Annotated in this window: 19 protein-coding genes and 1 pseudogene; 10 read left to right on the top strand and 10 right to left on the bottom strand. The window is 61.1% G+C overall.

The window, feature by feature from the left end; genetic code table 11:
• Nucleotides 1-15: 15 nt before the first annotated feature.
• Together ACZ522_RS02025 and ACZ522_RS02020 are read left to right on the top strand one after the other, a co-directional pair.
• Nucleotides 16-597, top strand: coding sequence for a glycerophosphodiester phosphodiesterase (locus ACZ522_RS02025; RefSeq protein WP_464391761.1), 582 nt, complete (start codon nucleotides 16-18; stop codon nucleotides 595-597).
• Between the two features lie 404 nt (nucleotides 598-1001).
• Entirely contained in the window at nucleotides 1002-2351 is a 1350-nt protein-coding gene (locus ACZ522_RS02020; protein ID WP_379694750.1) for a sodium:calcium antiporter, read from the top strand.
• Nucleotides 2352-2546: 195 nt separating this feature from the next.
• Here ACZ522_RS02020 and ACZ522_RS02015 read toward each other — a convergent pair whose 3' ends face one another.
• Nucleotides 2547-3134, bottom strand: coding sequence for a VIT1/CCC1 transporter family protein (locus tag ACZ522_RS02015; RefSeq protein ID WP_379694752.1), 588 nt, complete (start codon nucleotides 3132-3134; stop codon nucleotides 2547-2549).
• Nucleotides 3134-3421: a DUF211 domain-containing protein gene (locus tag ACZ522_RS02010; protein WP_379694755.1), complete on the bottom strand. Its 288-nt coding sequence runs from the start codon at nucleotides 3419-3421 to the stop codon at nucleotides 3134-3136. The genes ACZ522_RS02015 and ACZ522_RS02010 overlap by 1 nt, the downstream gene beginning before the upstream one ends.
• A 247-nt stretch (nucleotides 3422-3668) precedes the next feature.
• Here ACZ522_RS02010 and ACZ522_RS02005 point away from each other — a divergent pair, with 247 nt between their 5' ends.
• From ACZ522_RS02005 to ACZ522_RS01985, 5 genes are all read left to right on the top strand, one after another.
• On the top strand, nucleotides 3669-4229 hold the full coding sequence (locus ACZ522_RS02005; RefSeq protein WP_379694757.1) for a ribbon-helix-helix protein, CopG family: 561 nt from the start codon (nucleotides 3669-3671) through the stop codon (nucleotides 4227-4229).
• Between the two features lie 169 nt (nucleotides 4230-4398).
• Nucleotides 4399-5607, top strand: a complete 1209-nt coding sequence (locus ACZ522_RS02000) for an Nramp family divalent metal transporter (RefSeq protein ID WP_379694760.1) — start codon at nucleotides 4399-4401, stop codon at nucleotides 5605-5607.
• Nucleotides 5608-7614: a hydantoinase/oxoprolinase family protein gene (locus ACZ522_RS01995; protein WP_379694764.1), complete on the top strand. Its 2007-nt coding sequence runs from the start codon at nucleotides 5608-5610 to the stop codon at nucleotides 7612-7614. It begins immediately after the preceding gene.
• On the top strand, nucleotides 7607-9235 hold the full coding sequence (locus ACZ522_RS01990; RefSeq protein WP_379694766.1) for a hydantoinase B/oxoprolinase family protein: 1629 nt from the start codon (nucleotides 7607-7609) through the stop codon (nucleotides 9233-9235). Before ACZ522_RS01995 ends, ACZ522_RS01990 begins: the two co-directional genes overlap by 8 nt.
• A complete protein-coding gene (locus ACZ522_RS01985) occupies nucleotides 9232-9933 on the top strand; it encodes a maleate cis-trans isomerase family protein (protein WP_379694769.1) in 702 nt (233 codons plus the stop codon). Before ACZ522_RS01990 ends, ACZ522_RS01985 begins: the two co-directional genes overlap by 4 nt.
• Before the next feature lie 129 nt (nucleotides 9934-10062).
• Here ACZ522_RS01985 and ACZ522_RS01980 read toward each other — a convergent pair.
• A pseudogene (locus ACZ522_RS01980) lies at nucleotides 10063-10152 on the bottom strand (hypothetical protein); the annotation flags it as partial.
• Nucleotides 10153-10774: 622 nt separating this feature from the next.
• On the opposite strand from ACZ522_RS01980, the gene ACZ522_RS01975 reads away from it, so the two are divergent.
• Complete coding sequence (locus ACZ522_RS01975) at nucleotides 10775-11167, top strand: hypothetical protein (protein ID WP_379694772.1); 393 nt, start codon at nucleotides 10775-10777, stop codon at nucleotides 11165-11167.
• A 296-nt stretch (nucleotides 11168-11463) separates the two neighbouring features.
• Nucleotides 11464-12246, top strand: coding sequence for a DUF7847 domain-containing protein (locus tag ACZ522_RS01970; RefSeq protein WP_379694775.1), 783 nt, complete (start codon nucleotides 11464-11466; stop codon nucleotides 12244-12246).
• A 90-nt stretch (nucleotides 12247-12336) separates the two neighbouring features.
• Here the strand turns inward: ACZ522_RS01970 and ACZ522_RS01965 are convergent, their stop codons facing one another.
• Together ACZ522_RS01965 and ACZ522_RS01960 are read right to left on the bottom strand one after the other, a co-directional pair.
• Nucleotides 12337-12780: a DUF5518 domain-containing protein gene (locus ACZ522_RS01965; protein ID WP_464391760.1), complete on the bottom strand. Its 444-nt coding sequence runs from the start codon at nucleotides 12778-12780 to the stop codon at nucleotides 12337-12339.
• Between the two features lie 38 nt (nucleotides 12781-12818).
• A complete protein-coding gene (locus tag ACZ522_RS01960; protein WP_379694779.1) occupies nucleotides 12819-13346 on the bottom strand; it encodes a GrpB family protein in 528 nt (175 codons plus the stop codon).
• Nucleotides 13347-13520: 174 nt separating this feature from the next.
• Between ACZ522_RS01960 and ACZ522_RS01955 the strand changes: the two genes are divergently transcribed.
• Nucleotides 13521-14693 carry an inorganic phosphate transporter gene (locus ACZ522_RS01955; RefSeq protein WP_379694781.1) on the top strand — a complete coding sequence of 391 codons (1173 nt, stop codon included), beginning with the start codon at nucleotides 13521-13523 and terminating at the stop codon, nucleotides 14691-14693.
• 242 nt (nucleotides 14694-14935) lie between these two features.
• On the opposite strand, the gene ACZ522_RS01950 is transcribed toward ACZ522_RS01955, so the two are convergent.
• The 5 genes from ACZ522_RS01950 to ACZ522_RS01930 all read right to left on the bottom strand — a co-directional run bounded on the left by ACZ522_RS01950 (nucleotide 14936) and on the right by ACZ522_RS01930 (nucleotide 18491).
• Nucleotides 14936-15169: a transcriptional regulator FilR1 domain-containing protein gene (locus ACZ522_RS01950; protein ID WP_379694783.1), complete on the bottom strand. Its 234-nt coding sequence runs from the start codon at nucleotides 15167-15169 to the stop codon at nucleotides 14936-14938.
• A 233-nt stretch (nucleotides 15170-15402) separates the two neighbouring features.
• Nucleotides 15403-15825: a fumarylacetoacetate hydrolase family protein gene (locus ACZ522_RS01945; RefSeq protein ID WP_379694785.1), complete on the bottom strand. Its 423-nt coding sequence runs from the start codon at nucleotides 15823-15825 to the stop codon at nucleotides 15403-15405.
• A gap of 148 nt (nucleotides 15826-15973) precedes the next feature.
• On the bottom strand, nucleotides 15974-16771 hold the full coding sequence (gene rhcB, locus ACZ522_RS01940) for an L-rhamnose 1-dehydrogenase (protein ID WP_379694787.1): 798 nt from the start codon (nucleotides 16769-16771) through the stop codon (nucleotides 15974-15976).
• A gap of 63 nt (nucleotides 16772-16834) precedes the next feature.
• Nucleotides 16835-17683 (bottom strand): 2,4-diketo-3-deoxy-L-rhamnonate hydrolase, encoded by an 849-nt coding sequence (gene rhcF / locus ACZ522_RS01935; RefSeq protein WP_379694789.1) that lies wholly within the window; start codon nucleotides 17681-17683, stop codon nucleotides 16835-16837.
• Nucleotides 17684-17732: 49 nt separating this feature from the next.
• On the bottom strand, nucleotides 17733-18491 hold the full coding sequence (locus ACZ522_RS01930) for an IclR family transcriptional regulator (protein WP_379694791.1): 759 nt from the start codon (nucleotides 18489-18491) through the stop codon (nucleotides 17733-17735).
• Nucleotides 18492-18768: the final 277 nt, after the last annotated feature.

The following is an 18768-nucleotide window of genomic DNA, read 5'->3' as shown; positions in this document are numbered from 1 at the left end:
CGAGGCCGACTGCGGGTGGCGGCCGAGAACACGGTACGGTCCTTCGAGGCGGCAGCAAAGTGGGGAGTGGATGGGGTCGAATTCGACGTTCGACGGACGGGTGACGACGAGTTGGTCGTCATCCACGACGCAACGGTCGACAGAACGACGACTGGCAACGGCCGCGTTGACCGACTCTCGCTCGCAGAAATACAATCTTTCACCACTGGCGACGGTGGGACCGTACCCACCCTCGAACAGGCACTCTCGGTGATCAACGAGACGACTCTCGAAGCCTGGATCGACCTGAAGGACCCCGGTCTCGTTGACGACGTTGTAAGCGCGGTCGCACGTCACGGACTAGCGGAACAAAGCGTTATCTTCGCCGGCCAGGGGTTCGTCGACGACATCCCGGAGCGTGCGCACGACGCGGGCATTCGAGCTGGAATTACTATCGGACCCGCGCTAGCTGGGCGGTACGGGCCCGCCGACCCCTTCGTCGTCATCGATACTCTGGATGCCGACGCTCTCTTGCTAACCACCGAGTCGATCACGGATACGTTGCTCCGGGAGGCAGCGGACAGAAACGTTCATACCGGTCTCCTCGTCGACTGCTGAATCACCGACGCGAGCACGGGAACACGATGTTCCGGGTGCCGACTAGGTCAGTGCCGGGCAAGAGAAGAATAGGAAGCCGAGGCGGTGATCGAACTCGTAGAGACGGTGTCGAATCTGATGCTCCGTCCTCTCGCAGGGCCACTATCCGACTCCGATATCGACGGACGTTACGTGACCGTGCCCCGGACGCCGAAGAACTCAAACACGTGTTGCCGACGGTACGCTCGGTCTGGGGAACGTACGACCGATTTCGAATGTGAATCTATCACGAAGGTTAGGACACTTCCGAATAAAGGAAACAACTGTACACGCGTTGGCGATGGTATCTACAGAGGGGGTCCGGGCCCAGAGAGACGACTATTTGGGCACAAGAGGTAGGTGTCTGTCCGACCGTTATCGAACTAGTGCTTGATCGGTTTCGCCATCCACTCGTCGCGGTTGCCGTCGCGCTGGCATTGACGGTCCCGTGGATCGGGACGTTCGTCTCGTCTGGTGGATACGGAACTGTGCATCCGGGCGAGAACATTACGCCCGGTATGGCCGTCCTCGTCGCTGGCCTCGCAATCGTGGGTGCAGCGTTCCTACTCGCGTGGGCGGCCGAGACCGCGGAAAAAGACGTCCCACAGGCATTCGCCATCGCGGTGCTGGCGGTGCTTGCCGTGGCTCCCGAGTACGCCGTCGACGCCCTCTATGCGTGGCAGGCCGGTGCTGGATCGAGTGAGGCTGCTAACCTCGCAGTGGCTAACATGACCGGTGCGAACCGAATTCTCATCGGCCTCGGGTGGTCGGGCATCGCGCTGTTCACGATCTACCGCGCAAAGCGCACTGGCGACCCGGCGGTTGAGTACCGGTCGGGATTCCTCACGGATGTCGTCAGTCTCGACCGGGACATCGCAACCGAGATCGCGTTCTTACTCGTAGCGACCGCCTATGCCTTTGTCATCCCGCTTAGTGGCGGTATCGGGCCACTCGATACGCTCTTTCTCGTCGGACTGTTTCTGCTGTATATCGTCGTCGTGATTCGTGGTGACGCCGGTGCGTCCGAGGAACATATCGGCGTCCCCGCCTACTTCCACCAGTATCCGAAAGGACCGCGCATTGCGGTCATCCTCTTCGGGTTCGTATTTTCGGGTGTGATAATCTTCACTGCAGTCCACCCGTTCGCCGAGGGGCTAGAACAGTTGGGGCTTCAGTACGGCATCCCCGAGTTCTTCATGATTCAGTGGCTTGCACCGCTCGCCTCAGAGAGCCCCGAGCTTATCGTCGTCGCCTACCTCGTCAACAAAGCCCGCTCGACTGCCGGCTTCAACGCCCTCATCTCCTCGAAACTCAACCAGTGGACGTTGCTCATCGGCACACTCGCTATCGTCTACTCTATCTCAGCCGGTGCTGTCGGGACGCTCTCGTTCGATCCGAAACAGGCGGCAGAAATCTGGATCACCGCCGCCCAGAGCCTCTTTGCGATCGCTCTCCTGACGAACTTCGAGCTCAGCGTTCGTGAGGCTATTGTGTTGCTCATCCTGTTTGCGACACAGGTTCTTACGGAATTCTACGTGATTCAGACCTATACTGAACCAAGTGCGACGACGATCAGCATCTCTATCCTCTACGCCTATACCGCTGTCTACGCCGTTCTTGGTGTCGGATTGTTCGTCAAACGTCGCGACAGTGTTCGCGAACTCCTCGAACGAAGCGCCTCGAACGTCCGGACTGCGATAGGAAGCGGGTCGAGCCAGACGGAACACGTAGACTAACGCTGCCGCATCAACGGAGTAACAGCCCCGATGACGGCGTACATTATTCCAAATCGACTCGATAGGCGAGTGGCAGCGGGAATGTCAGTGTCGGGACGATAACGAGAACCGGTTCTGTGAACGCCGCGTCTGCCAGACTCCGCAACCCGCCGCTACCGGAGTTCTTCACATCCGAAGAAGGGAAAAGAACGTAATCTATCCGGGGAGGAAGATGCTAATGATTGCGACAACAAGACCGGCGAGTCCCATCCGGATTCCGGCGATGTACCACCGCTGGCGGGAGATCGACGCCATGTAGGCCCCGAAGGCGAACAGCACACCGACTGCGACGGCGACCGAGAGGACGGTGGCCTCGAACAGCGAAAGGAGCGCACCTTCGAACAGAAACGGAGTAAGCGGTGATACGAGCCCACATAACGGTCCGAGCCCGCTCATAAGCGCGTTTACGACCTGCGTGCTCGTTTTGTCACGTTCGATCTGCGTCCCACTCAGGTCGGTGAGCATCGCATCTTCAATGTCGTGGATTTCAGCTCGCATCTCTGCACGTTCGATCTCCCAGACGCTCCAGACGCCGGAGGTGGTGAGACCGACGGCACCGCCAAGACCGATTTTGATGACGGTGAGCCCGTCCGGTACCCCTGAAAGATACGCGCCGACGGTGACCCCGACGCCAGTAAGTGCACCGTCGAATCCGTTCGAGACGAAGTACCGTCGCGCGATCGGCCCGATTTTGTCGAGCCCGATTCGTTCGGAAAGCGACTCCGAGTCGGGTTTCGCCCCCATCAGTCCTGTGGAGTGGGAGCATCTTCGACGATGTACTCTCCACATGCGACCTGGTCGACCGAATGAATCGTCCCACCGAGGTCCTCGACGATGGCCTCGACAGCGTCGTAGTCGATCGCTTCGCCCTCGATGGTGAGTTTCAGATTCTGGACCTTCTTGTCGAGTTCGATGAGTGTCGAATTGACCCCAGCGACGCTGTCAGCCTCCGCAACCTGCTGGGTAAAGGCAAGCGTCGGCGGTTCGTACGGTTTCAATACGTCAATCACCAGGCGTCGTGTCGCGACCATAGGCACGTCTACAGAGCCTTGTTGCAAAGTAGTTCTGACACCCAATCACATGGATCCAGTCCGTACTTACTGGAGCTTCAAGCAATGTGGTGAGGCGACGCTGTGCCTGTGGAGACGGCAGCTGAGCCACGGTCTCGCACATGGTCAGTCCGCCTTCTCATACTCGGCCCTGTCGGCGGGTCTACCCTGGAGAGTTAGGAATTTTCGAACGACACGATATTAAGTCTGTTCGGAGACGAGAGACACTATGCCAAGCGACCGAGTCACGGTGTCCCTCGACGAGGACGCCAAGAGCACGTTGGAGGGACTGACCGACCGAACCGACGAGAGCCGAAGCGAACTGATCCGGAAGGCGATCGCGTTCTACGCGGCGAACTTCGACTCGGCCAACGCGAGCGACAGCGACCATCTCCAGACGTATTACGAGATGCTCTCGACGGGCGAACACGTTCTCTTGGACATCGACCTCCTTCACGCGCTCTTGAGCCAAGTCGATGATCCCGAGGACCGGGATGACGAGTTTCTTGACACGATCGATCAAGTGGCGCAGTACCACGCCAAAGAGTACGCCGAGCGGTTCGACTCGCTCGAAGATGTCCTCGATTGGCTGTCGCTGTGCGGGTTCCTCACCGTCCGACGGGCCGAAAAAGGGAGTTTCCACGTCGTCTTTCCCTCCGAATCGCTGCGGTGGTTTATGGTTCGGTTCATTCGCGGTAGTGTCGCGGACCTCCCTTTCGAGATAGAGATCGAAGAGAGCGTCTCCAAGGCGCTTTTAACCGAACGAGACGATGAAACTTCCTCGGGTTAAAGTGTGGGAATCCTCGACTGTCGGAATACGGACTATTCTTACTAGTTCATACCTGTAGTGGAATCCACGTGCGGTACTCACACGACTGATAAGCTGCGTACACAAGGCTCTTAATAAGGTTTTTAGTCGACTACTGACACCATGACACCAAATACCAGATTGAACGATTATGAACATTATACGACGACTCAAAGCCGTCGGCCCGGGAGCGATGGTCGCAGCCGCGTTCATCGGTCCGGGCACGGTTACGACCGCAAGCGTAACTGGAGCGGAGTTCGGCTACGCGCTCCTGTGGACAATCGCCTTCTCGATCGTCGCGACGATCGTCCTCCAAGAGATGAGCGCACGACTCGGCCTCGTATCGGGTGAAGGGCTCGGTGAAGCCCTCCGTGAGCGCTTCGACAACAAATTCGTCGAGTACGTGAGTATCTTCCTCGTCGTGGGGGCGATCGGAATCGGGACCGCCGCCTACGAGGCCGGGAACATCCTCGGCGGGGCTGCGGGACTCGCGACGATTACAGGCATCAGCTCCACGTGGTGGGGCGTCGGGATAGGGCTCGTTGCCGGCGTCCTTCTGTACACCGGACGGTACAAGCTGATCGAGCGGGCACTCGTCGGCCTCGTCGTCGTGATGGCCCTCTCATTTGCGGCATCGGCGATCCTCATCGGTCCCGATCCCGGTGCGATCGCGATGGGATTTGTCCCCAGCATCCCCGCCGGGTCGCTGTATCTCATCACCGGCCTCATCGGAACGACCGTTGTCGGGTACAACCTGTTCCTGCATGCGAGTAACGTTCAGGAGCGGTGGAATGGCCCCGAACATATCGGTCACTCGCGCATCGACACGGTACTGTCGATCGTCGTCGGCGGTGTGATCACGATGACGATCATGGTGACCGCGGCCGCGGCGTTCGAGCCGGGGACGCAGATCAGCGACGTCGGTCGGATGGCCGAACAGCTCCGGCCGTTGGCGGGTCCGTACGCGAAGCTGTTCTTCAGCATCGGGCTGTTCGCCGCCGGGTTTACGAGCGCGACCACGGCACCGCTCGCCGGCGCGTGGGCGACCACGGGAGCGCTGGGCTGGGACTCTGATATGCAGAGCACGCAGTTCCGCGCCGTCTGGGGAACAATCCTCGGCGTCGGAATCCTCGCGGTACTGCTGGGCGGTAGCCCAGTCGAGATCATCGTGTTCGCGCAGGTGGTCAACGGAATCCTACTGCCGATCGTCGCGATCTTCCTGATCTACGCGATGAACCAGAAGAGCCTCCTCGGTGAGTACACGAACGGGTCGGTGGCGAACGCGCTCGGCGCGATCGTAACGATCATCGTCGTCTGGCTCGGCGTTCGGACCATCCTCAACGTGGCCGGGGTGTTATAGATGGACGCGAGGAGAATCGGCGTCGACGTCGGCGGCACGTTCACCGACGTGACGCTGTCACTCGACGGCAAGCTCGTGACCGCGAAGGTCCCAAGCACCGAAGACCAGAGTGAAGGCGTAATAACCGGCATCGAGAAAGCCTGCGAGGAGGCCGGGATTAACCCTGAGACCGTCAGCGAGTTCTCCCACGCGATGACCGTCTCGGTCAACGCGTTGCTCGAGGAAGACGGCGCAAAGACCGCGCTCGTTACGACCGAGGGATTCCGGGACGTCTTGGAGATCGGCCGCCAAGACCGGCCGTCGCTGTACGATCTCAACGCCGAGAAGCCGGCGCCGCTGGTTCCCAGACGCCGCCGCTTCGAGGTGTCCGAGCGGGCGACGACTGACGGGATCGAACGGCCTGTCGACGACGATGAGGTGCGGTCGATCGCCGAGGAGATACGCGAAGCAGACGTTGAGTCCATCGCCGTCTCCCTCCTGCACGCCTACGCTCACCCCGAGAACGAAAGACGCGCCGCAGAGATACTGAGAGATGAACTCGACGTGCCGGTGTCAGCCTCACACGAGGTTCTCGCCGAGTTCCGCGAGTACGAGCGGACATCGACGACGGCCGTTGACTCGTACGTACGGCCGGCGATCGATCGCTACGTCAGCCACCTCACCGAGCGCGCACGAGATCTCGGTGTTCCGCAGCCGAGAATCATGCAGGCCAACGGCGGGATCACCGACGCCGACACCGTCAGGCAGAACGCCGTGACGACCGTCCTCTCAGGACCCGCCGCAGGCGTGGTGGGTGCGAGTGCGATGGCAACCGACGACACCGACGAGAGAGACGGGCTGGTCACCTTCGATATGGGTGGAACCTCCAGCGACGTGAGCCTCGTTCGCGATGGTGAAGCCGAGCGGACAACCGAGGGCGTGATTAACGAGCGACCGATCAAGACGCCGATGGTCGACATCGAGACCGTCGGTGCCGGGGGCGGATCGATCGCTTGGGTCGACGCCGGCGGTGCGCTCCGGATCGGACCGCGCTCGGCTGGGGCTGACCCCGGTCCCGCCTGCTACGGTAAGGGTGGCACGGAGCCGACCGTCACAGACGCGAACCTCGTCTTAGGATACATCGGCGCGAGCACCAGCCTCGGCGGCGAGCTATCGCTCGATGAGGATGCCGCCTACGACGTCCTCGCAGATCTCGCCGATGAGGCGGGAATGGACGGAGCGCTGGAGGCGGCTCGTGGCGTCTACCGTGTCGCGAACGCGAACATGACCCGGGCGATTCGCTCCGTGACCGTCGAGCGGGGGTACGATCCGAGGAAATTCGGTCTCGTCGCGTTCGGCGGCGCGGGGCCGATGCACGCGATTTCGATCGCTGACGGCCTCGACATCGATCGGGTAGTGGTCCCGCGCGCCTCCGGTGTCCTGTCGGCGTACGGCCTACTCGCGGCTGACGAGAAACGCGACGCGGTGCGGACGTACCAGCGCTCGCTTGGCGAGGTTGACCCCGACGACGTTGACGCTGTCTACGAAGAGCTATCCGAAAATCTGCTGGCTGAGGTCAGCGACCGCGACGAAGCGACTGTGCAGCACTCCGCGGATCTCAGATACGCCGGGCAGAGCTTCGAACTCACGGTAGACATCGAGCGACCGTTCGACGCTGCGGAGGCCGGCGAGCGGTTCGCGGCGGCACACGAGTCAGCGTACGGGTATCGGGCGGACGAACCGATCGAACTGGTGAACTGCCGCGTGATGACCACCGTTCCCCGGAGCGCACCGTCGATCGAGTACGCCGGCGGTGGGAGCCCACAGAAGGGATCGCGCGAGGCAGCGTTCGCTAACGGTGTTCATGAGACGCCTGTCTACGTGCGCCAGCGATTGACACCGGAAGGTTCGATCGAGGGGCCCGCTATCATCGAGGGCGACGAGAGCACGATCGTCGTCCCGCCAGCGTGGAACGTGAAAGTGCGCGACGACGGCGCGCTGATCGCCGAGGTGAGGACACATGACTGACAAACGCGAAGCGACAAACGGGAAAGAACCGGAAATCGATCCAGTAACCTTGGAGATCCTCCGGAACCAACTGGAGAGCGTCGCCACCGAGATGGGTCACGTGCTCATCCGCGGGGCGTACTCCCCGAACATCAAGGAGCGACAGGACTGCTCGACGGCGATCTTTGACGCGTCGGGCCGAATGATCGCGCAGGCCGAACATATCCCGGTCCACCTCGGCGCAATGCCCGACGCGGTCGACGTCGTCCTCCAGAAGGATCCGAAGCCGGGGGACGTCTTCATCGTTAACGACCCGTTCGCGGGAGGAACGCACCTGCCCGACATCACGTTAGTGTCGACGATCGCGCCCAACGACGAGGTGATCGGGTTCGCGGTGTCGCGGGCGCACCATGCCGACGTGGGCGGCAGTGCGCCGGGAAGCATGCCGCCGGGAGCGCAGGAGGTCTACGAGGAGGGGCTCCGACTGCCGGCGGTTCGGCTCGTTGACGGCGGCGATCCGAACGAAGCGGTCCACGAGCTGATCCGGGCCAACGTCCGGACGCCGGACGAGCGCGAGGCGGACCTCCGGGCTCAACGCGCCGCGAACGCTCGTGCCGAGGAACGGATCGGCGAGTTGCTCGTCGAACACGGGTCGACGCTGCTCGACGCGTTCGACGCCGTCGTCGAGTATTCCCGCGAGCGCGTCGAAGCTGAGCTCACAGACCTCCCGGACGGCACGTACCGAGCACGGGACATCCTCGAAGGCGATGGCGTGACCGATGACGACATTCCGATCGAAGTGGCCGTCACCATCGACGGAGCCTCGATCGACGTCGACTTCGCCGGGACCGCTGATCAAGTGGCGGGCAACCTGAACGCGCCGCTGTCGGTTGCGAAGAGCGCGGTCTATTTCGTCGTCCGCGCGATCACCGACCCGGAGATTCCGCCAAACCACGGCTGTTACGAGCCTGTATCCGTGTCCGCACCCGACGGATCGGTGCTCAACCCCCGGCCGCCAGCGGCAGTCGTCGGCGGTAACGTCGAGACAAGCCAGCGCGTCACGGACGTCACGCTGGCTGCGCTCGCCGAGGCGGTTCCGGACGCGGTTCCTGCCGGCGGTCAGGGGACAATGAACAATCTCATCATCGGCGACCGAACCGGGGAGTTCACCTATTACGAGACGATCGGCGGCGGGTTCGGGGCTCGTCCCGAAAAAGACGGCATGGACGGCGTGCAGGTCGGGATGACCAACACCCTCAACACACCCGTCGAAGCGATGGAGACCGAGTATCCGCTTCGGGTCGAGCGGTACGCGTTGCGCCCGTCGAGCGGCGGTGACGGCCGATACCGCGGTGGACTGGGCCTCGAACGGACTATTACCGTCGAGACCGACGCCACCGTGTCACTGCTGACGGAGCGTCGGCGGACGGCCCCCTCGGGGATCGACGGCGGCGAGGATGGCGCGACCGGACAGAACGTCGTCGACGGCGAGGACGTCCCCGCGAAGGCCTCCATCGACGTCGAGGCCGGAACGACCGTCTCGATCCGTACGCCCGGAGGCGGCGGACACGGCGATCCTAATGAGCGCGACGCGGCGGCAAGAGAGCGCGACCGACGCGACGGAAAGGTGGACGACCGATGATCCGTCTCGGCGTCGTCGTCCCCTCCTCGAACACGACTGCCGAACCAGAGTTCCGGGCGGCGCTCCCCGACGACTGTACGGTCCACACCGCTCGGATGCCGCTCGAAGACGTGACTGCCGACGAACTCGACGCGATGGCTGACGACGCCGAACGCGCCGCCTCGCTGCTCTCGCACGCGTCGGTCGACGGCGTCGCCTACGCCTGCACCACTGGGAGTCTCATCCACGGCTCCGGGTTCGATGCGCGGCTGGAGTCCCGGCTGTCCGACGCCGCCGACGCCCCGGCGGTCGCGACCGCGCGCTCGGTCGTCAGGGCGCTGAACGCGCTTGACGCGGATCGAGTTGCTGTCGCGACGCCGTACGCGACGGAGCTGGACCGACTGGAGCGCGAGTACTTGACCGAGAACGGCTTCGAGGTAGTCTCGCTCGACGGCCGCGGGCTCGTTGAGAACACTGCAATCGGAGAACTGGACGCCGTCGACGCCGAGCAGCAGGGTAGGTCAGTCCTCTCTGACGCCCCAGAGGCGGATGCGCTGTTCGTCTCATGTACGAACTACCGATCCCTTCCAGCACTGGCGTCGCTGGAGGCAGCGTTCGATATCCCGGTCATTTCGAGCAACGCGGCGACGATTTGGGATCTCTGCTCCCGGGTCGGTGTTCAAGCGGATCTGAACATCGAACTCGCAGACGCCGAATGATCTAACGGTGTATTCGATCGATCGGACGTGGTCCGAAGCCCGACCGTGATTCCGTAGGGTCGTCGGACTCGAGTCCGTTGTTACGTCGTCGATGTCCGCCGCCGCAACGGCAGCGGTTTCTTGACCTTGGGCGAGGAGTTCGGCCTCGAACTGTTCGTAGTCGGCACTCGTGTCGTCGAAGGAGTCGGAATCGACGACGGGATTTTGTCTCCCCTGCACCGGCCAGAAACCGCGTCCAGTCGGTCGTCGTCGGCATCGCCGTGGGGTCCCGCGGTGCGGTCGATATCGGTGTGCATTGAGATTATTAATTTCGACTGCCGGATCGAATGACGCTGAACCAGATAAAATAGTTTGGATCCCCTGCCAAATCTAAATGAAGTGTGGCGGCGGATGATTACTTTAATCGCATTTTCCACGCGTGTTCTCCTAGATAAAGTCAGAACATCCGTATTATGCGTCTGATTACATAGTGGAAAATAGATAATCTGGGTGACGAGCGACAACCCTTACAAGTAGAAACGTGTGTTCTTCAGAGGGTCCCCGCACCCCAGTCCGATTCGAGGACAGACCGACAGGAGCCGAAAAGATACCAGTTCTGAGAGAATTCGAGAGGGTAACGCTCTCTGGGTCCAGTGTGTCCTCCAGCGTTACAAGACTATTCTCGTAATGCTCGGGGTTTTTCCTTCGCCCGGGATATTATGCTTCGACTGGAATTACGGTTGTCCAACTGGAATCGCTGATCGGACGGCCGTTCTGGTACGTAGCGCGATGATGCCCACCGCATTCGTTGACCCAGAGAAGCCGGACAAAGGCCTTATCATCGGACATCCAACGGAGAGGTATGTCTAACGACCTGTCGCTCGGTTCACATCTCAAACGCGATCTGACGAGTAACCTCTCGGTGAACATCGTGTCCGTCGTTCTCGGAACCTTCGCGTTCTTCGCCTTACAGGTGGTCGAATCGGTGACCGGAGGACTGTTCTTGGCGCTAAACATCGCAGTGTTCGTACCGTACGCCTACGAGCGATACTGGCCCGTTGACTACGCTACTGGCGCCGCAATCGTCTGGACCATCTCCGCCGCACTCGTCACGGGAGGACTGTACGTCGGCTTCTATCGGGCCTCGCTCGGCGCGTTCTCGGCGGAGTACGCCGCTGGAGCGGCCTTCGTCGTCACCGCCGCGGTGCAGTACGCCATCGCCGCGCTATTCGCCCGCGTCCGCCGGAATGCCTGATCGACGAATGCCATCCCGTGGATGATCTATCCCCGTTCGAGAGGAATCAGAAGTGAGCGATGGCCACAGCGTCGATGAGATCCGCTCACAGAGAACGTGCACACCTCCTGAATCCCCGAGTCGGCTAGATTTCTCCCGAGGGGAACTTCGCGAGGAACTCCAAAATCGGTGGAGTTAGACCTAGTACCTCGCATAGAGCCCGTACCGAACGATCGGTTCAGGTCCACTGCGGAGTAAAACCTAGTTCGATAATCCCGTTTAGAAAGGTTCATTATTGAACCCGAGACGTTCTTCGTATGGCAGTCCTCCAAGCCTTCCGTCGGTCCCCGGGCGCGCTCGTCCGCTCACCCGCCCTCCTCGTTCCCGCGTTCGTCCTGTTCCTGTTTCAGGTCCCTCAGTTAGTGCTTCAATCGACGAGCCCGTTGTTGGCCTCCGTGGTCTCGCTCGGCGCTTCACTCCTCCTCCTCCTCGCCATCCCGTTCTTCCAGGGAGGGATGGTCGGTATGGCTGACGAGGCACTCGACGGACGGAGCTCTCTGAGCGCGTTCCTCGCCCACGGGAAGGCGAACTACGTCCAGATTCTCGTCGCGTACCTGCTGGTCGTGGTGGTGAACTTCGTCCTCGGAGCCGTCCTGGTCGCCGTCGGCTTCGGCGCACTGCTCTCCGGAGCATTCCACCTCGGAACGCTCGCTCTCGTCACGCTCGGTATCGTTGCCGCCGTCCTCGTGATCATCTACCTCCTGCTCGCCTTCTTCATCCAGTTTTACGCCCAGGCAATCGTCCTCGAAGGATACTCCGCGGTAGACGGTCTGAAGCGGAGTTACAGCGTCGTGCGGTCGAACCTCGGTGCAACTTTCGGCTACATGGTACTGGCGTTCGTCATCAGCGTGGTACTCGGCCTCAGCTACGGCGGCCTGTCGCTACTCACCACGCCCGAGGCCGCCGCGGAATTCGGGCTTCCCGTCCTCTCGACGGGTGGACTCGTCGGCGTCGGACTCGTGATGACTCTCGTCGGATCTGTCGTCTCCGCATTCCTCCTCGTCTATTCGGTGGCCTTCTACCGACTCGTCACTCGGTGATGGCCCCAGTGCGGTCGAAGCCTATTCGTTGGCGGTAGTGAATCAGAACCGATGTGAGCGTTACAGACGGTACCTCGTCAGTACGACGTGTCAGTTACCGACGGCCGACGGTCGAAAGCCGTCGATCTTCCCAGCCAGCCACTCTCCGAGTAGCGCGCCACCCATTCCTAAGAGAGCGGAGAGTGCGACCCCGAACCCGGTGAGAGCGAGCACCAGTACGACCTGAACGACGCTAAACCACGCCGGTTGAGTAAAACTGAAGATGGCTGTGAATGCGTCGAGCGACTTCCACAGCACCGGGAGCGCACTCACAACTCCGGTTCGGAGGCCGACGCGACGGCTCTCCGCCTCCCGTCCGTGATAGAGGACACCACCGAGTAACCCCGCAACGAACACGGCCTCCATGTGGAGGACGTTCGACGACGATTGCCAGTAGTGAAAACCGGTGTACGAAGCCGAGACGAGACCTGCGAGGAGCGGGTATCTCCACGCATCGTCCGTCAACTCGTTCTGGAGGGTCCGAAAACGAATCATGTCAGGCATTTGTATTCAAGGTGATATAGAGTTATCGCTCAACTCTCGCTATCGTCTATCGCCAAGTCGAGAACGTCTTGAACGAACTGTCCTTTCTTACGGGTGTACTGGCCCCTATTCTCGGGGTATTTCTCCGCTAGTCTCGTCTTCAGTGAGGCGTACCGTTCGGCGGCTTTCGGGTGTTGAGAGAGATAATCCCTGAAGGCGATTTTCTCTTCGTAGAAGTCGCTCCCTCGTTCCGTGACCGAGAGGTAGTACGTACGGTTCGTGCGCGGCCCCTTCGCGAAGAACAGGCGTCCTTCTACTTCCTCGGGGCGATATTCGAACCCGCACTCTTCGAGTACGGGAGTGAGATATCTCGACTCATCTAGGTCTTCGACGACGGCGAGGATGTCGATTATCGGCTTCGCGGGCATTCCCTTGATCGCGGTGCTACCGATATGCTCGAAATCGAGGAAGCGATCACCCGCGACGTGTTTCAGCCGCTCTCTTTCTTCTTCGTAGAGTCTCGCCCATCCTTCGTCGTACGGTTCGAGTTCTACGGTTCCTCGTTCTAGCCCGACCATTAGTCCCAAGACTTGGAGTAAGTGCATATGCTTTGGGAACCGACCGAGAACCTCGACACACCTAGCGGCAGATTCGCTCACGTCGTTCCGAACGAAACTCCCGGAGGAGACGCTACGCGTCTGCGTCGGTAGTACACCCGAATTATTTTCAATACTGCGACAGACGTTTTTGGCATGATCTCGACATTATTGGTTCTCGGCATCACGGCCGCGGCGTTTGTCGGGTTCAACATAGGCGGCTCTTCCACCGGCGTCGCCTGGGGGCCGTCTATCGGTGCGAACATCGTCGAGAAGAGTACTGCCGCGGTTTTCATGGTGGTCTTCGTCCTCGTCGGAGGGTGGACGCTCGGTCGGAACGTGACGGCAACGCTCGGGAAGGATATCGTTCCACAGTCCGCGTTTTCGATCGAGGCGAGCATCGTCGTGTTATCGTTCATCGGCCTCGGGATGTTGGTCGCAAATCTCTCCGGGGTACCTATCTCGACGTCGATGACTGCGGTCGGGGCGATCGCAGGCCTCGGAATCGCCACGAACTCGCTCAACTGGTCGATCATGAGCGAGATACTCACGTGGTGGCTGCTCGCGCCGGTCGTCGGGTTTTGGTGCGGCGGTGTCGTCGGTCGGTATCTGTACCCGCGTCTGAGTCGTTCCTTCGAGGTTCGCCGGTCGGACGGGCCGCTGCTTACGATGGAGACTGACGGATCCCTCCCGACTCCGAGGCTCGGACCGGGTACCTCGCGTCGCGAACTCGCGAGCACGGGAATCGCGTTCGCCATCGCCTGTTACATGTCGTTCAGCGCGGGCGCCAGCAACGTCGCGAACGCGGTCGCTCCCCTCGTCGGCGGTGGCGTGATCGGTTCGGATCGAGCGATACTCCTCGGGACAGTGGCCATCGGAGTGGGTGCGTTCACCATCGCACGCCGAACGATGGAATCCGTGGGGAACGGGCTGACTGACCTTCCGCTCTTTGCGGCCACTGTCGTGATGCTCATCGCTGCCAGCATCACCGCCGTCGCGTCGTGGTTGGGGAATCCGATCAGTCTGGCGCTCTCGACGGTGATGACCATCGTCGGTCTTGGATGGGGGCGCGCCTCCCGAACGGCGACAGCAGTCGATATCGCGACGGGGGACACCGACGGAGAGATATCTATTAACGCTGCCACGAGCGAACCGAGCGACGAAGTACGTCCGATCGAGGGGGAAGCACTCGACGAGGGCCGAGATGCGGGCGAACTGTTCGACCCGTCGGCCGTGATACGGTTCGTGGTACTATGGATAGTCGGCCCGTCCGCCGCGACGGTGCTATCGTACCTCACATTCGCGTTCGTCCCGGTTTTGAGCGGCTGAGGCTAGACCGGAGGCTGTGTCCCATCTTCGATAAACGGTTTCTCCGTGGTATTCGAGGAACGAGATTCTTCACACTAAGTCGAAGCTGTGTCTACGTCGAAAGCCGAGGCGGTAGCCGGGAGAGACCTTCTAGTGCCGAAGAGCGGTCTTTCACGAGCACGTTTGAGTCGTTCGTGGATCGGCCGGCGCTATTGCAGAAGGTGTACCCGTTCACTCTTATCGAGATATCGCCGAAATCGGTTTTATGCCCACTCCACAGCCTCCGGGGAGGAGTTCCGTAGAGCACCGAAGATGCTTCCTTCGGAGTGGCTAAGCAGAACTGCCCACGTTGAATCGGATGTCTCGGCGACGGTGACCGAAAATGGAACGAGTTCCGAGGTTCGATACAACTCGAAGTAATCCGTCTGAAGCGAGTCTCGCACCGGTTCCTCGTACGTCTCGAAGAGGGAGTTCATAATATTGTCCAGTACAGTCATTACTACTTCCTCGTTGTTCGTCTCGTCGGGAAATATCCATCTGTTCGCTAAGTGCCGTCTGAGTGGTTGGATTACCCTCGGTCGCACTTAACACTTTGAACGGTTTTGCTCTGGTACCCCTTACTTTGAATATTTGTAATTTGTGGTATGTACTCTGCTAGGACCCTGGATACAGGGTATTATGAGTTTTCATGAGGATTCTCGGCCGCCCACTATTGTATTATCGATGCAATTCAACGTTCCCTTGCAGTGGTGCCAAATGGTGTTTCATCCCTTGCTTCGAGTGAAGGTAACCGGTGGAGATGCCGGTAGCCTATCTCCCCCGTGTCGCCGGGGTCGAGTGCGAGGTCGCTTACCTCCTCCCCCCACTTTTCGAACTCGACCGTCTCGCTCGCCGTACCGGGAGGCGTCCCGGTTGCGATGACGTCACCGGGGTGGAGGGTGAAGAAATCCGAAGCCGTCGATATCAACTCCGGAACGTCGAAAAAGAGGTCGGGGGTGTCAGAGTCCTGACGCACCTCTCCGTTGACTCTCGTCTCGATACCGATCGGACGGTCGAGTTTGGTCTGGAGATACTGTCCGAGTAGCGAGAATGTGTCCATCCAGTTACCGCGCGCCCACTGCTCTTCCCTGTCGATCCAATCGCGCGAACTCACGTTGACGACGGAAGTGTTACAACTATAAGTCTGTAACGCACGTCGCTATTCGAGGCGGCCCCGTCCACGCATATCGTAGCCGGGGAGACATCCTTTCCGGTAATGCCGGATTCATTGGTTAGGGCGGTCGTCGGTCGAGCAGGGTCGGTTACCTTTTGAGGTAGCCCCCGTCGACGGCGATAGATTCTCCCGTGATCCAGTCGCCCTCTTCGGAGAGAAGGAGGACGGCCACGTGACCGACTTCTTCCGGTTGTCCGATTCGATCGAGGATGTGGTCGTCGAGCGCCTCGGAGAGGACCTCTTCGGGCGATTTCGCCGACTGGTCGGAGTGTTCCGCGAGCCACTCCTCCACCATCGGCGTCTCGACGGTTCCGGGTTTGATGGCGTTGACCGTGATTCCGTGGTCGCTCAGCTCCTTGGCGAGGACGGTCGTAAACGCCAGGACGGCGGCTTTCGAGGCCCCGTACGCGCCTTGGCCTCGGAACGGTCGCTCCGCCCCGACCGAGGAGATGTTCACGATGCTCCCGGCGGTGTCCGCGTCGATCATCGCCCGCGCGACGGCCTTCGAGACGAGAAACGTCCCCTTCGCGTTCACGTCGAAATGCGCGTCCCACGTCTCCTGCGTCGTTTCCAAGAGAGGAACCGCTCGCTGGATGCCCGCGTTGTTCACCAGTCCCGATATCGGTCCGAGTTCGCTCGACGCCGCTTCGACGGCGGTTTCGACGGACGACCGGTCCGTCACGTCGACTTCGTACACCGCCGCGTCGCGCCCCTCCCGACGGATTTGCGCCGAGGTCTCGGCGGCTACGTCCGGTCGCGTGTCGAAGAGGGAGACGTTCGCACCCGCCCGCGCGCATCTGACGGCGACGCCTCGTCCGATTCCGCGCGCTCCGCCGGTAACGACAATGTGCTGTCCCGCTAAACGGTCGTCTGTCTGCGTCGCCATGCACGAGGAGTACCGACCTCTCCTACAAATAGGTACATGAACCGACCGACCCCGGACCGCTGACTACCGCCGCTCTGCGACGACGGAGTTCGTCAGCGTTCCGATGCCTTCGATTTCGACGTCGACGGTGTCGCCGGGTTCGAGGAGTTCCGGCGGGTCGCGGAAGATACCGACGCCGCCGGGCGTCCCCGTGGAGATGACGTCGCCCGGTCGGAGGGTGGTGATCCCGCTGATGTACTCGACGAGTTCCTCGACGCCGAAGATGAACTCCTCGGTGGACGACTCCTGCTTCGTTTCGCCGTTGACGCGGCAGGCGACGTCCAACTCGTTCGGGTTCAGGTCGCGTTCGGGAACGAGCGTCGGCCCCATCGGAGCGAACGTGTCGTAGCTCTTCCCGCGGAAGAACTGCTCGTCCTCGAACTGCGCGTCCCGCGCGCTGACGTCGTTGACCGCCGTGTAGCCGGCGACGTAGTCGAGTGCCTCGTCGGCGGACACCTTCTTCGCCGTCTTTCCGATGACGACGCCGAGTTCCACCTCGTAGTCCACCTGTTCGACGTCGTCGGGGTGGACGATGGGGTCACCGGGGTTGGTGACCGCCGTGCCCGCTTTCCCGAACAGGAGCGGTCGCTCCGGGACGTCCTTGTCCTGTTCCTCGGCGTGGTCGTGGTAATTGAGCCCGACGCAGACTATCTTCCCCGGACGAGGGACGGGCGCGAGCAGTTTTGCGTCCGCTTCCGGAATCGCCCTGTCCTCGGCGGCGTCCACCGCGTCTTCGACGACTCGGAGGAAGCCGGGGCTGGTCAACTGCTGGTAGGAGACGTCCTCGCGGAGACCGGACAGCGGTACCACCTCGTCGGCGCGGCGAACTCCCCACTGGGGAGCTCCACCGGTCGTGTATCGAACGAACTGCATCGACTGTCTGTGACGGGGGACGGTACCTAATTGTTGTGCTTCGGCGGGATCAGGAGTACGTGAGGTTCACCTCGATGACGTTGGCGCTCCGGAGAATCTGTTCGGGAACCTCCGTCGTGAACCGCTCCTTTCGCATCCGACTCTTCGGACCGGAGACGCTCACGGCCGCGATGGCGTAGTCGTTCTCGTCCAGTATCGGCGCTGCGACGCAGCGCATCCCCTTGACGCGCTCCTCGTCGTCGTACGCGTACCCGCGCTCCCGCACTTGATCGAGCGTATCGAACAGTTCCGCTCGGTCCGAGATGGTACTGGACGTCACCTGCGGGAGGCCGTGTCGGTCCAAGATAGCTTCGACCTCCTCGTGCGGCCGATGGGCCATGATGGTCTTTCCGAGCGCAGTCGTCTGGAGGGGGACGCGCATCCCGTCGTGGGTGTCCAACTGGACGGCGTCTTGCCCCCGAGAGCGGTACAGAAAGACGCCGAGCCCGTGTTCTTCGATCATGAGGTTCGCGTGCTCGCCGGTCGCCTGCGCGAGATCGTCTATCTCGGGGCGGGCTATCTTGAACACCTTCTTTCTGGAACGGGCTTGGTCGCCCAACTGGAGAAATCGAGCGCTCACGTGGTACGTACTGCCCTCCTTGACGAGGTACCCTTCGCGTTCGAGCGTGCGGAGGTGGTCGTGGACGGTGCTCGTCGGTTTCTCTAACTGCTGTGCCACCTCCGAGACGCCCGCACCGTCGAGTTCCCGAAGGAGGTCGATGATCTCGAAGGCGATTTTCACTGCCTTAATCGGCGCCGTGTCGCTCATACCTACTTTACAATCGTTATATTCAAAAAGTCTTCCGGCATCGTCGGACCCTTTCGACGGTAAGTGAGACGAGGGAACTGAACCGGACGAGAACGTTCTCCGTCGCAGGGGAGCGAGCGGTTGAGAAGCAGCGATAACGGGAGGAACGTCGGAGTAGGACAGGTCCTTCGATATTACCGGAAACCGCAGGACAGTGCCCAGGGGGAGAACGCGAGTGGGCTACGCGCCGGCGAGAAAGCCGCGTTCCATCGCGTCCCCCGAATCTATCGCTTCGAAC

The sequence above is a fragment of the Halopelagius fulvigenes genome (assembly GCF_055398025.1).
Note: the sequence above shows the minus strand (reverse complement) of the source record. Positions and strands in the feature narration are given on the sequence as shown.

Excerpts from the sequence above, each read along its gene's own strand:
- ACZ522_RS02015 (WP_379694752.1), bottom strand. The coding sequence starts at position 3,134 with ATGGGGGCGAAACCCGACTCGGAGTCGCTTTCCGAACGAATCGGGCTC.
- ACZ522_RS02010 (WP_379694755.1), bottom strand. The coding sequence starts at position 3,421 with ATGGTCGCGACACGACGCCTGGTGATTGACGTATTGAAACCGTACGAA.
- ACZ522_RS02005 (WP_379694757.1), top strand. The coding sequence starts at position 3,669 with ATGCCAAGCGACCGAGTCACGGTGTCCCTCGACGAGGACGCCAAGAGC.
- ACZ522_RS02000 (WP_379694760.1), top strand. The coding sequence starts at position 4,399 with ATGAACATTATACGACGACTCAAAGCCGTCGGCCCGGGAGCGATGGTC.
- ACZ522_RS01995 (WP_379694764.1), top strand. The coding sequence starts at position 5,608 with ATGGACGCGAGGAGAATCGGCGTCGACGTCGGCGGCACGTTCACCGAC.
- ACZ522_RS01990 (WP_379694766.1), top strand. The coding sequence starts at position 7,607 with ATGACTGACAAACGCGAAGCGACAAACGGGAAAGAACCGGAAATCGAT.
- ACZ522_RS01985 (WP_379694769.1), top strand. The coding sequence starts at position 9,232 with ATGATCCGTCTCGGCGTCGTCGTCCCCTCCTCGAACACGACTGCCGAA.
- ACZ522_RS01975 (WP_379694772.1), top strand. The coding sequence starts at position 10,775 with ATGTCTAACGACCTGTCGCTCGGTTCACATCTCAAACGCGATCTGACG.
- ACZ522_RS01970 (WP_379694775.1), top strand. The coding sequence starts at position 11,464 with ATGGCAGTCCTCCAAGCCTTCCGTCGGTCCCCGGGCGCGCTCGTCCGC.
- ACZ522_RS01965 (WP_464391760.1), bottom strand. The coding sequence starts at position 12,780 with ATGATTCGTTTTCGGACCCTCCAGAACGAGTTGACGGACGATGCGTGG.
- ACZ522_RS01960 (WP_379694779.1), bottom strand. The coding sequence starts at position 13,346 with ATGGTCGGGCTAGAACGAGGAACCGTAGAACTCGAACCGTACGACGAA.
- ACZ522_RS01955 (WP_379694781.1), top strand. The coding sequence starts at position 13,521 with ATGATCTCGACATTATTGGTTCTCGGCATCACGGCCGCGGCGTTTGTC.
- ACZ522_RS01950 (WP_379694783.1), bottom strand. The coding sequence starts at position 15,169 with ATGACTGTACTGGACAATATTATGAACTCCCTCTTCGAGACGTACGAG.
- rhcB (WP_379694787.1), bottom strand. The coding sequence starts at position 16,771 with ATGGCGACGCAGACAGACGACCGTTTAGCGGGACAGCACATTGTCGTT.
- rhcF (WP_379694789.1), bottom strand. The coding sequence starts at position 17,683 with ATGCAGTTCGTTCGATACACGACCGGTGGAGCTCCCCAGTGGGGAGTT.
- ACZ522_RS01930 (WP_379694791.1), bottom strand. The coding sequence starts at position 18,491 with ATGAGCGACACGGCGCCGATTAAGGCAGTGAAAATCGCCTTCGAGATC.